9 protein-coding genes are annotated in these 12,026 nt (G+C 59.2%); 6 read left to right on the plus strand and 3 right to left on the minus strand.

The annotated features are described in order from the left end of the window. Positions 1-220 precede the first annotated feature (220 nt). Positions 221-1,486, plus strand: a complete 1,266-nt coding sequence (locus MHY22_RS05690) for an aspartate kinase (protein WP_179387282.1) — start codon at positions 221-223, stop codon at positions 1,484-1,486. Positions 1,487-1,520: 34 nt separating this feature from the next. After that, positions 1,521-2,552, plus strand: coding sequence for an aspartate-semialdehyde dehydrogenase (locus MHY22_RS05695; protein WP_239278455.1), 1,032 nt, complete (start codon positions 1,521-1,523; stop codon positions 2,550-2,552). Positions 2,553-2,663: 111 nt separating this feature from the next. Here MHY22_RS05695 and MHY22_RS05700 read toward each other — a convergent pair whose 3' ends face one another. Both MHY22_RS05700 and MHY22_RS05705 read right to left on the minus strand, forming a co-directional pair. Continuing rightward, complete coding sequence (locus tag MHY22_RS05700; RefSeq protein WP_239278456.1) at positions 2,664-4,064, minus strand: hypothetical protein; 1,401 nt, start codon at positions 4,062-4,064, stop codon at positions 2,664-2,666. A gap of 284 nt (positions 4,065-4,348) precedes the next feature. Further along, positions 4,349-4,891: an RNA polymerase sigma factor gene (locus MHY22_RS05705; protein WP_239274112.1), complete on the minus strand. Its 543-nt coding sequence runs from the start codon at positions 4,889-4,891 to the stop codon at positions 4,349-4,351. Between the two features lie 106 nt (positions 4,892-4,997). Between MHY22_RS05705 and MHY22_RS05710 the strand changes: the two genes are divergently transcribed. Then, entirely contained in the window at positions 4,998-6,548 is a 1,551-nt protein-coding gene (locus MHY22_RS05710; protein ID WP_239278457.1) for a catalase, read from the plus strand. Between the two features lie 91 nt (positions 6,549-6,639). Here the strand turns inward: MHY22_RS05710 and MHY22_RS05715 are convergent, their stop codons facing one another. Continuing rightward, positions 6,640-7,236 (minus strand): hypothetical protein, encoded by a 597-nt coding sequence (locus MHY22_RS05715; RefSeq protein WP_239278458.1) that lies wholly within the window; start codon positions 7,234-7,236, stop codon positions 6,640-6,642. Positions 7,237-7,322: 86 nt separating this feature from the next. Here MHY22_RS05715 and MHY22_RS05720 point away from each other — a divergent pair, with 86 nt between their 5' ends. The 3 genes from MHY22_RS05720 (at position 7,323) to MHY22_RS05730 (ending at position 11,896) form a co-directional block, all read left to right on the plus strand. After that, positions 7,323-8,771 carry a hypothetical protein gene (locus MHY22_RS05720; RefSeq protein WP_239278459.1) on the plus strand — a complete coding sequence of 483 codons (1,449 nt, stop codon included), beginning with the start codon at positions 7,323-7,325 and terminating at the stop codon, positions 8,769-8,771. Positions 8,772-9,227: 456 nt separating this feature from the next. Then, a complete protein-coding gene (locus MHY22_RS05725) occupies positions 9,228-10,592 on the plus strand; it encodes a CitMHS family transporter (RefSeq protein ID WP_239278460.1) in 1,365 nt (454 codons plus the stop codon). Between the two features lie 194 nt (positions 10,593-10,786). Continuing rightward, positions 10,787-11,896: a replication initiator gene (locus tag MHY22_RS05730; RefSeq protein WP_370658838.1), complete on the plus strand. Its 1,110-nt coding sequence runs from the start codon at positions 10,787-10,789 to the stop codon at positions 11,894-11,896. The last annotated feature ends 130 nt before the right edge of the window (positions 11,897-12,026 follow it).

Consider the following 12,026-nt stretch of genomic DNA (forward strand, 5'->3'; position numbering starts at 1 on the left):
GCATGGCGCGCGTTTTTCTCTATGGGGGGACGGCCGGCGCATGGCGCGCTTTACGCTCGGGGTGTGTGAATAAAAAGCAAGCATTGTCTAGGAATTATGATGAGGACTAGGCCCCTGCGGGGTAGCATGGGTATTTGACTAGTGACCGACAGGTATTTCTGGCGGTGTGCGGACGCGCGCGCCAGGGGTGCCTTGAAAGACGAAAGGCGGCATCCTTACCGTGGCCCTGATCGTGCAAAAATATGGCGGTTCATCCCTCGAATCCGCAGACCGCATTCGCGCCGTTGCGGAGCGCATCGTGGCCACCAAGAAGCAGGGCAATGACGTCGTCGTGGTGTGCTCCGCCATGGGCGATACCACCGATGAGCTGCTCGACCTTGCTGCCCAGGTCAACCCCGTGCCACCACGGCGCGAAATGGACATGTTGCTGACCGCGGGCGAGCGCATCTCCAATGCGCTGGTGGCCATGGCCGTGGAATCCTTGGGTGCCCATGCCCAGTCCTTTACCGGCTCCCAGGCCGGCGTGCTCACCACCGAGCGCCACGGCAATGCCCGCATCGTGGACGTTACCCCAGGCCGCCTGACCGAAGCTCTCGATGAGGGCAAGATCTGCATCGTCGCCGGCTTCCAGGGAGTTAATAAGGAATCGCGCGATGTCACCACGCTGGGCCGCGGCGGTTCCGATACCACCGCGGTGGCGCTAGCAGCCGCGCTGAATGCGGACGTGTGCGAGATTTATTCCGATGTCGATGGCGTGTATACCGCAGACCCGCGCATCGTCCCAGACGCGCAGAAGCTAGAGAAGCTCTCCTTCGAGGAGATGCTGGAGATGGCCGCGGTAGGTTCCAAGATTTTGGTTCTGCGCAGCGTGGAATATGCCCGCGCGTTCAATGTACCCTTGCGAGTTCGCTCGTCTTATTCAAATGACCCCGGCACCCTAGTGACCGGATCGATGGAGGATATTCCTGTGGAAGAAGCAGTACTAACTGGTGTAGCAACCGATAAGTCCGAAGCAAAGGTCACCGTCCTTGGAATCCCGGACCGCCCCGGGGAGGCAGCGAAGGTTTTCCGTGTCATTGCCGATGCAGAGATCAATATTGACATGGTCTTGCAAAACGTCTCCTCCCTGGAGGATGGCACCACCGACATCACCTTCACCTGCCCGCGTGCTGACGGTCCACGCGCCATGGAGCTGTTGACCAAGCTGAAGTCCGAGGGCGGCTGGGCCAATGTGCTTTACGACGACCAGGTGGGCAAGGTCTCCCTCGTTGGCGCCGGCATGAAGTCCCACCCGGGCGTTACCGCCGAGTTTACCGAGGCCCTGCGCGACGTCGACGTCAATATGGAGCTCATCTCCACCTCCGAAATCCGCATCTCCGTGCTCACCCGCGAGGCTGACCTGGATAAGGCAGCTCGTGCGCTGCACGATAAGTTCCAGCTTGGTGGCGAAGAAGAAGCCACGGTTTATGCTGGAACCGGACGTTAAATACCTAAAAGCAACTACAGAGGATTTTTAAGTCATGACCACTGTTGCAGTCGTAGGCGCTACCGGCCAGGTCGGCCGCGTTATGCGCTCCATCTTGGAAGAACGCAATTTCCCGGCGGATAAGGTGCGCTTTTTCGCCTCGTCTCGCTCCGCCGGCACCGAGCTGGAATTTCGCGGCGAGCAGATTACCGTAGAAGACCTTGCTGAGGTCACCGAGCAATCCGTTGCCGATGTCGATATTGCCTTGTTCTCCGCCGGCGGCTCCACCTCCAAGCAGTGGGCCCCGGTATTCGCCGCGGCCGGCGCGACCGTGGTGGATAATTCCTCGGCCTACCGCAAGGACCCAGAGGTTCCCCTCATCGTTTCCGAGGTCAACCCCGAGGCAGTCAAGAACACCCCGAAGGGCATCATTGCTAACCCGAACTGCACCACCATGGCGGCCATGCCGGTGCTGAAGGTCCTCCACGACGCCGCTGGTCTGAATAAGCTCCACGTGTCCTCCTACCAGGCTGTGTCTGGCTCCGGTCTGGCAGGCGTGCAAGCGCTGGCCGCGCAGGTCTATTCCGTTGGTGAGCACAATGTGGGCTTGGTCCACGATGGCTCCGCGCTCAATGACGAAGACTTTGGCCCGTACGTGGCACCTATCGCCTATAACGCCCTGCCGATGGCTGGCAACCTCGTTGATGATGGCTCTCTGGAGACCGATGAGGAACAAAAGCTGCGTAACGAATCCCGCAAGATCCTGGATATTCCGGAGCTCAAGGTAGCGGGGACCTGCGTGCGCATCCCCGTCTTTACCGGCCACACCCTGACCATTCACGCCGAGTTCGATAAGCCCATCACCCCAGAGCAGGCCACCGAGCTTTTGGGTGGCGCTCCGGGCGTTACGCTTGCCGACGTCCCCACTCCGCTCGCCGCCACCGGCATCGACGAGTCCTTGGTCGGCCGCATCCGCCAGGACCAGACGGTGGACGATAACAAGGGCCTCGTGCTCGTTGTCGCCGGCGATAACCTGCGCAAGGGCGCTGCTCTCAACACCATCCAGATTGCAGAGCTGCTCGTCTAGAGCAGCGCCGCTTCGCCACCCGTTGCACTACAAAGCTCGGCGCCCTCCTTTCCCCATAGCAAGGGAAGGAGGGCGCCGAGCTTTTTGGCTTATCAGCCGTGGACGAGGGAGCTAGTCCTCAGAAACCGGCTTGGCGGTGCCAGTGCCAGAGTCGGCACCAGTGCCCTTCTTGCCAAAGTCGAGGTCGCTAGTGGACGACGGAACCTCCGGCTTGGTGTGCTGCACGTAGGTCACGGACGGCTCCGGATCTTCGCGGTCGTACTCAATATCATCATCATTTTCGAGCTCCTCGTGGATCTCTTCTGCGATATTGGTAACGAACTCGGTGGTTTCCATATTGGATGCTGCAGCCAGCTTGCGCAGCTCGCGCTCGTTCTTCTTGGTAAAGCGCTTGCGCGGGTCCAGGCGGCGGGACACCAGCTCGTGGGCGCGCATGCGGCGGTCGGACTCGTCCGCGAGCTTGCTGCCGTTCTTGATGCGGTTGAAGACCATCACCGCGATCATCAGCAGTCCGAGGTAGCCCAGGATCGGGTAGACGTTGCTGACCAAGGCCTGGAAGCCCACGAAGGACAAGATGAAGCCGATGATGCAGGCACCGGCATAAACCGGGTAGAAGCGCTTGGGGTTATTGCGGGTCAAGCGCTTGCCCAGCGCGTAGAACATGCCGATGGCGGTATTAAAGACCATGCCGTAAATGACAAAGGTCATCAGCACGCCCAAGACTGGGTGGATGCTGGTAATCAGGCTCAGTACCGGCATGTCCTGGCCGTTGACGGTCTCTGCCTCGAAGAAGAGGGCGAAGACCAATAGTGCCAACAGGATGAGATAGAGCAGGCCGCCAATGAGGCCACCGACGCCAACTGCACGGTTATCCAGGAAGTTACCGCCAATAACGATGGACATGGATACTGCCGTCATCACGTTCAGGCCGGTGTAGTTCAATGCGGCTAGCCACCAATTAGGCAACGAGGTATCAACATTGTTGACCGCCCAATCATTCATGGCGGAGAAATCAACATCCGCATTCAAGATGGTATAGCCGGTGGCAATCACCACGAAGATAATGATGAATGGGGTGATGGTACCGATGACCGCAGTTACTCGGTCGACATCCATCAGGCCGACGATCAGCACCAAAATCAGCATGGCGGTGGCGCCCACCCATACAGGGACGGACGGGAACTGCTGATTGATATTCGCACCGCCGCCGGCGAACATGACGAAGCCGATGGCGAACAAGGTCACCAGGGTGGACCAGTCCAAAATCTTGGCGGTAAATGGCGATGCGACCTTGTCGTAGACAGCGGTGTGCTCCTCGGCTTGGAAGTAGGAGCCGAGCTGCAGGATGGATACGCCGGTGATCATCATCAAACCAGCGGCCAGGGCGATACCCCACAGGCCCCAGTTACCAAAGGCTACGAAGTACTGCATGGCCTCCTGGCCGGAGGCGAAGCCTGCGCCCACGACGACGCCGATAAACGCCATGGAAATTCCGATTGCGCGTTTTAACATGAAAGGGAGAAACTCTCTTACTCACACGCGCCGGGCCCGGCATTGGTATCGCGCGGGCCCGGATCGACGGTCGATTTATCACGTGTGTACAGAACTAATAAACCACACATTGGACAGATATTTCGCGCAAGAATCGCCCTCATTGTGGCCTCGTTCACCCCACTCATTGCGCGTAAAGTGCAGCTAAGTGCCAAAATTTGGGGCCCGTAGGAAGCAAGGTAACCAGAGCGTAACAATTTGGGAGTGAAATTAACTCCGCAATCGCAGGGGGCTATTTGGGGGTATTACCCTATCCCCGCGATGAGATCCTTGCGGGCGCGCGCAACGCGGGAGCGGATGGTGCCGACGCGCACGCCGGCAATCTTGGCCGCCTCCTCATAGGTATAGCCCAGTACCTGGGTGAGGATGAGGGCTTCGCGGCGGTCGGCCGGGAGGGCGTCGATAAGCGTACGCGCGTCGATCCACTCGCTCCACGCCGCGGATTCTTCCGGCGCCGCACCCATCGCGTCTTCGTACTCGGTGGCAGACTTTCGCGGCCGGGCCATATCGTGGCGAATATTATCCACCCACACGCGCCGAGCCAAAGAGAGCAGCCACGTGCGCGCGGAGGACCGCGCCGCAAACCGCGGCAAGGCGCTGATGACGCGGAGATAGGTCTCCTGAGTGAGATCGTCAGCCCCCTCGGGCCCGCCCAGGTGCGCCAGCAAACGCCACACATCATCCTGGGTGGCCTTAATAAACTCCGTCAGTGCCGCGCGGTCGCCGCGACCGGCCCGAAGGGCAAGGTCGGTGACGCGGGCGTCGTCTGCTGCGGAGTGGTGAGTCACCTGAATGAATCTACCAGCACCTCTTACTCTCTTTGTCGAGCCCTGACAACCGTGCAAAGTTTTGCCACACTGGAGGGAACTGACCGCGAATTGCCAGGAGGCAAGAATGAGTGAATTTACCGCTGATGACATCCTGAACAAGGGCCAGCGCGCCGCTGGCAAGGGAAATACCACCCGCCCCTCGGGCCAGCCGGTGCCGTCCGAAAACACCTCGGTGACCGCCGGCCAGCAGGGCCCGGTGGCGCTGAATGATATCCACCTCATTGAAAAGCTCGCGCACTTCAACCGCGAGCGCGTGCCGGAGCGCACGCCGCACGCTAAGGGCCACGGCGCCTTCGGCGAGCTGCACATCACGGAAGATGTCTCTGCCTATACCAAGGCCAAGGTCTTCCAGAAGGGCACCGTCACTCCGATGATGGGCCGCTTTTCCACCGTGGCCGGCGAGCAAGGCTCCCCGGATACCTGGCGCGATGTGCACGGCTTTGCCCTGCGCTTCTACACCGAAGAAGGCAACCTCGACATCGTGGGCAATAACACCCCGGTCTTCTTCATCCGCGATGGCATTAAGTTCCCAGACTTCATCCACTCCCAGAAGCGCCTAGGCACCAATGGCCTGCGCGATGCCGATATGCAGTGGGACTTCTGGACCCGCAACCCGGAGTCCGCACACCAGGTCACCTATCTGATGGGTGACCGCGGCACCCCGAAGTCCACCCGCCACCAGAATGGCTACGGCTCCCACACCTTCCAGTGGGTCAATGAGGAAGGCGAGGCTTTCTGGGTCAAGTACCACTTCAAGTCCCGCCAGGGCGTGGAGAACTTCACCGATGAGGAGGCCACCACCACCGCCGGCCAGAACCCGGATTGCCACCGCGAGGATCTCTACAATGCCATCGAGGAAGGCAACTACCCGATCTGGGACGTGAAGGTGCAGATCATGCCGCTGGATGAGGCGGAGAATTACCGCTTCAACCCCTTCGACCTGACCAAGGTCTGGTCTAAGAAGGACTACCCGCTGCATGATGTGGGCTACTTCGTCCTCAACCGCAATCCACGTAACTTCTTTGCCCAGATTGAGCAGGTGGCGCTCGACCCGTCCAATATCGTGCCCGGCGTTGGCCTGTCTCCGGATAAGATGCTGCAGGCCCGCGTCTTTGCTTATGCTGACCAGCAGCGTTACCGCATCGGACCGAACTATAAGCACCTGCCGGTCAACCAGCCGCAGAACGTGGACCAGGTCAATACTTATGAGCATGAGGGGCCGATGCAGTACCTCTTCAACGCTCCAGAGGATCCGGTTTATTCGCCCAACCGCCATGAGAAGGGTACGGGCGTGCTTGACGACGCCGCTGTAAACGACCGCTCCCAGCTGGAGACCACCACCGCGGCGGAGCTCTACATCAATCCGGAGTCTCACGGCAGCGACCTAGTGCGTGCACCGTACGTTCGCCACGCCGAGGACGATGACTTTGTCCAGGCGCGCGACCTGTACGAGAACGTCTATGACGATGCCGCCAAGGAGCGCCTGGTCACCAATATCACCAACGCGATGGCCGGTGTATCCGAGGAGACCGAGGAGCGCGTCTACGAATACTGGACCAACGTGCACCCAGCCCTTGGCCAGCGCGTGCGCGAAGTCTACGCCGAAAAGAAGTAATCTTTCCCCGGCAGCGCCTCTGCGCTAACGACACCGCCCCCGTACCGAGTTGCTTTACTGCACGGTATGGGGGCGGTTTCTTGCTATGCGGCTAGTCGCAGCGGCGCATCTTTTCCGTAACAAAGGCAGGAGCGCCCTCGGCGGCCCACTTATCCACGTCGTAGCACGGGGCGGCCATGCCGGAGGTTGCCGTGCCAATGGATTCAATGGCTACCCACTGGCCGCCCTCATAGCGCGCCCAGGCAGTCCAGTCCGTGCTGTCTTTGCCAAAGTGGGCCCACTGGCCATCGCAGTTATTGACTCGGATATTGGTCATGGTGGGAGCTGCGGGCTGTAGCGCTTCTGGGGAGCAGTCGCCGCGGCCGGTGTCGGCGGGTACGGCGGCTGGGGCTTCGCTTTCCGCGTTGCCGGATTCCGCGGTCTCCTCAGCGGGAGCTGCCGCCGCAGAAGTGGGCTCGGCCGCTGCGGTCTCGGTGACGGTGTCTTCGGCTTCCGAGGTTGCGGGATCGCTCGTGGTTTCTTCGGACGAGGTCTCTTCGGCTGAGGAGCTAGCGGCGGTGGCGTCGGAGAACTCCGGTTCTGCGGAAGTATCGGCATCGTTGGAGCAGGCAACAAGGCTGAAACACAGCGGTGCGATGACCGCAGCGGCGAGGTAGCGGGAAGGGGCTAGGGAATAAATGTGGGACATGCCATATATCGTAGAGGAACTGCCATTGCGGGGGTGCTCGGCGCGCCTGCAACAGGGGAGTGACCTGCAAGGATAGGTTCAGTACTATGACCTCACGCCTTGCCTCCCCAGACGCTGCGTCCCCCTCCCGGTGGCGCAGCGTCCTCTTGATCCTCTTGCTCGCCCTGCCGCTCATTATCGGCGCTGCGGTGGCAGGCCTTGCGCAGTGGGAACCCGCCCACACCTGGTCTAGCGCCGCGCAGCCGTTTGGAGCGCCGCGGGAAAATTCCGCCTCGCCAGAGGTGAAGGAAGCCGCCGAGGCGGCCAGCCGCGCGCAGGCACAGGCGAGCATGCTTAAATCGGGAGCGACGCAGCTTGCCGACGGCACAGGGGAGCTGAATAAGGGGGCGGATGAGCTTGGAGGGGGCGTCGACAAGCTGGCGACGGGCTCCCAAGAACTGGTCGCCGGCCTCAATCAGCTGCAGTCCGGAACTAATACGCTCGGTGGCGGTGCAACGGAGCTGGCCAATGGTGTCGGCGGTGCCGTGGACCAGGTGGTGGGCCTCGGTGCCGTCCAGGGGCAGATTCTGCAGGCCATCGATGGCACGATGCGGGACCTGGAAGGCAATAAGTCCAAGGAAGCGAAGGAAATTCGCTCGCAGCTGGGCGATCTCCGTGCGCAGGTGAATAATTTCCGCCTAGATAATTCGGTGACCGATCAGCTCAAGAAGCTCAAGGACGGATCGCGCGATCTATCCAATCAGCTGGCGGTCAACGGCTATGCCTATCACGATGGCGTGAACCAGGCCGTATCCGGTGCGCAGGAGCTTAACGAGGGCATCGCGGAGCTGAACAAGCGCGTCGGTGAGGCGCAGGAGGGCGTGGACAAGCTTGACGACGGCGCCGGCAGGCTCTCCACCATGGCGGCCCAAAACCAGACCAATGTGGGTGAAATCCAGCGTGCCCTGCCGCCAGCGCATACCGCGACCGACGGCCCGGCACATCTGCTCAGCCCTATCGTGGCGATGCTGGTCTCCGCCCTGGTCTTGCTCGCAGGCGCCGCGGCCGGTGTGGCATGGCAGATGGGAATCCGCCCATGGTTGACAGTCCTCGGCGGCACGCTGGCCGCGGTCACCATCGGGGAAATCCTCCTCTTTGTGCTCGCCACCGGATTTACCCCTGTGGCGGCGGTGTGGGCCGGCGCGGCGCTCCTTCTAGGCGCGCTGTCCATGGCGGCCATCACCCGCGGCCTACTCGGGCTATGTGGCATTACTGCCGGCAGCATCCTCGCGGCGCTCTTTGGCATTGGCCAGACCGCGCTGGTGGGATGGCTGTGGAAATCCGCGGCAATTGCCGGTGTTTCTAAGGTTTGGCAGATTGTTTCTAATCTTTTGCCGCTGAATTGGACTACCGCGGCCGTCACAACGGCGGGCAACGAAGGCGAGCCGGCCATCCTGTGGACCGGCGTTGCGGTATTGCTCGCCATCACTCTCATTGGGCTGAGTGCAAAGTGGTGGGCTCTATCCACAGGAAAAACCAAACCTACGGTTCATTAAGTCTGAAAAAGCACACCTAAAAATAAAAAATATTGGTGGAAGCTGGGAACTTTGATTCGCGCTACCGTTTGCATTGCGCGAGTGCTACAGTTGGTCTTGCTCACAAAGCCTACTTAGGGGGTAGGCGAACGGTTTCTCCAATCCGTTGTGAGTGATAGGGAATAGGGACGACGCGGCGCTGTAGGGGCACCGCGTCGTTTCCCATATGTGGGGGTCTAGCTGCAATTTTTGCGGAAAAATCCGTGTAATTCCCAGAATGCTTTTGCTACAGTGGGACTTTTTCAGGCATTGCGAACTGCTTCGTGGTGGCGATTATCTATAGGTAATTCAATTTAAATCGGTGTGGACTTTGGGGGTGGTAGTGGCGTTGTCGATAGCCGGGGGTTTAATCTGAGTCACACTCGCTTGTATTCGTAGCGTAGGACATGGTGAGTTGTCGACTTTTGAAGGAGCACTATGCAGACCCCGCTCGGGCTCACGGCCATGGGCCTCATCATCATTTTCTTGACGGTGGGAATTTTGATCCGCGGCCGAGTAAATCCCATTATCCCCATGACGCTGGTACCCGTAGTTGGCGCCTTAATATGTGGATTTGGTCTAGGTGAAATATCTGACTTTTTCAGCGAGGGCTTAAGCTCAGTCATCAACGTCGTGGTGATGTTTATCTTCGCCATTATCTTCTTCGGCATTTTGCAAGACGTCGGCCTGTTTACCCCAGTCATTCGCGCGCTCATCAAGGCCACCCGGGGAAGGATCATGGCCGTAACGCTGGGCACTGCGGCGATTGGTGTGGTGGCCCACCTTGATGGATCGGGTTCTACTACCTTCCTCATCACCATCCCGGCCCTCTTGCCGCTCTACCGTGCGCTGAACATGTCGCGCTACGTGCTCATTACTATTGTGGCGATGGCTGCCTCGGTCATGAACATGGTTCCTTGGGGCGGCCCGCTGGGCCGCGCCGGTGCTGTGGTCGATCAGGAGCCCAATGCCATCTGGGTGCAACTCCTGCCTATTCAAGGCGTGGCGATTGTGCTGGTATTCCTCTTGGCTGCGCTTTTGGGATGGCGGGAACAGCGACGCATAGCGGGCCTGCGCGAAAGCGGAGAACTAGCGGGTGGTACTGCAGTGGACGTGAATGCGTTGGCGGATGAATTCGCTGCTGCGCAGGCACGTGAACAGCATAAATTGGGCTACCACTTCCGCGAAGGGCGCTGGGTAACCGTGATCAACATTGTCGTTGCACTTGCCGTTTTGGTGGCCTTGCTCTCGGGCGTAGTCCCGCCCGCCCCAGCCTTTCTCATTGCCACGACCATCACTCTGGCTATCAACTTCAGCGGTCCCATGGAGCAGGGTGAGGCCCTGCGACGGCACGCGCCCAATGCCTTGGCCATGGCAGGCGTCATCCTTGCAGCCGCGATGTTCTTGGGTGTCCTCAATGAAACCAAAATGCTTGAGGAAATCGCCCTGACATTAGTGAACGTTCTGCCAGAGAGCGTCGCACCGCACCTCCATGTGATCGTGGGCTTCTTCGGTGTGCCGCTAGATTTGTTGACCTCGACGGATGCTTATTACTTCTCAGTGCTTCCTATTGTTCAAGGAACTGTTGAAAGCTTTGGGGTCAGCGGCATGGGTGCGGCTTGCGCGCTCATTATCGGCAACGTGGTGGGCACCTTTGTTTCGCCCTTCTCTCCTGCATTGTGGCTGGCGCTGGGACTTGCGGAAGGTCAGATGGGTAAATACCTCAAGCTGGCTTTCCCAATTGCGTGGATTTTCTCCGCCATCTTGGTTGCCGTGGCGCTATTTACGGGAATGCTGGCGTAACAACGAAAAGGCCCGCAGCAAAGCTGCGGGCTGATGGTCGGGATAACAGGATTTGAACCTGCGACCTCTTCGTCCCGAATGAAGTGGAACTGCCGGCGCGTGTCGTCTACCTCGTAGTTCACGTTTGTTCGGGGCTCTTTTGTGCGTCTCGTTTGTCTCGTTTCGTCACCCTGGGTGACAAGCGGGTGACAAGAATGTGTCATGAGACGGGCACGAAAGAAGCGAAGAAATCAGTCCACGTCGGACCTTGCGAGCATCCGGTCCGTGTCGTCGACAGCGAGGGCGAGGTGCATTTTGTTCGGTGCAACAACAGAAGAAAGGTCAAGTGCGAGTCGTGCTCGTATTTGGCTCAGGGGGATTACCGCAAACTTCTTCGCGCAGGGTACCTCGAACTTGAAGACACGATTGATGAATACGCGTATTACTTGTTGACTCTTACCGCTCCGAGTTTCGGGGCTGTGCATCGTGTGCCGAAGAAGGGGAGGAGTAAGACACGTTGCAAGTGCGGCTGCTTTCATAGTGCGGAGCGTGATGGGCACCTCCGTGGCGTGGCGGTTGACCTGGACACTTACCGCTTTGATGAAGTGGTCGCCTGGAACAATCACTTGGGCAAGCTCTGGAATGCCACCAATACCAAGCTAAAGACTCTGCTTCCGACAATGGACTACATCAAGGTTGCTGAGTGGCAGGAACGAGGAGCATTGCACTTGCATGTCATCCTGCGAATTCCTCGTGCAGATTGGCACGAAGCAGTTGTGGCCTCCCGGAGCGATGACTCGACTTTCATTGATGAAGTCAAGGAGCTGATTCGGTCGATTGTTGTGGAGGACCGATGGGTTTGGGGTGACAAAGCCCTTGACATGCGAGTAATTAAAACCGGTGCTGACCGTGAGCGTGCGGCACGTTATCTGGCTAAGGCTCTGGCGTACGTTACGAAGGACATTGTCGAAGATGCTCCTCACCGTTCTCATGAAATGAGGGAGCATTTTGACCGTCTCGATGAGGCTGCGCGCGATATGCGGTGTGACAACTGCGAGGGTGGAGCTTTTGCATGTGGTCGTTTGTGTCATCGTCGCTGGGGAGCACGAAGCAGCACAATGTCGAAGAGTCGGGGAGGGAAACAACGCCGTGGTTGGTGCAATTTGCGTCGGTGTGACTTGATTGAGCGGAGGCGGGAATACGCTCGAACGATGGCACGACTGGATGAGGCCGAGAGGGTCTTGGAAGCTGAACTGAAGGGGGATAAGTTAGACAGCCAATTTTCGTCAGAAAATTGGTTGGCTTTTGAGATACAGCGAGAATAGCTAAGAGCGACGAGGCATGAAGGCGGAGTACGAAGGGGTGCTTCGCCTATTAGTGCTGTTCAGCTCCAGGTTCGGAGCGCAGTTTTGGAATATCTCACGACTGAAGAGGGGCTCAGCGGACAAAAAGTGG

Origin of the sequence: Corynebacterium sp. ACRPO (assembly GCF_022347205.1) — a bacterium.
Taxonomy (GTDB): Bacteria; Actinomycetota; Actinomycetes; order Mycobacteriales; family Mycobacteriaceae; genus Corynebacterium.

What these genes read in the sequence shown, in the direction of transcription:
- MHY22_RS05695 (WP_239278455.1), top strand. Translation starts at nt 1,521, where the DNA reads ATGACCACTGTTGCAGTCGTAGGCGCTACCGGCCAGGTCGGCCGCGTT.
- MHY22_RS05700 (WP_239278456.1), bottom strand. Translation starts at nt 4,064, where the DNA reads ATGTTAAAACGCGCAATCGGAATTTCCATGGCGTTTATCGGCGTCGTC.
- MHY22_RS05710 (WP_239278457.1), top strand. Translation starts at nt 4,998, where the DNA reads ATGAGTGAATTTACCGCTGATGACATCCTGAACAAGGGCCAGCGCGCC.
- MHY22_RS05715 (WP_239278458.1), bottom strand. Translation starts at nt 7,236, where the DNA reads ATGTCCCACATTTATTCCCTAGCCCCTTCCCGCTACCTCGCCGCTGCG.
- MHY22_RS05720 (WP_239278459.1), top strand. Translation starts at nt 7,323, where the DNA reads ATGACCTCACGCCTTGCCTCCCCAGACGCTGCGTCCCCCTCCCGGTGG.
- MHY22_RS05725 (WP_239278460.1), top strand. Translation starts at nt 9,228, where the DNA reads ATGCAGACCCCGCTCGGGCTCACGGCCATGGGCCTCATCATCATTTTC.
- MHY22_RS05730 (WP_370658838.1), top strand. Translation starts at nt 10,787, where the DNA reads ATGTGTCATGAGACGGGCACGAAAGAAGCGAAGAAATCAGTCCACGTC.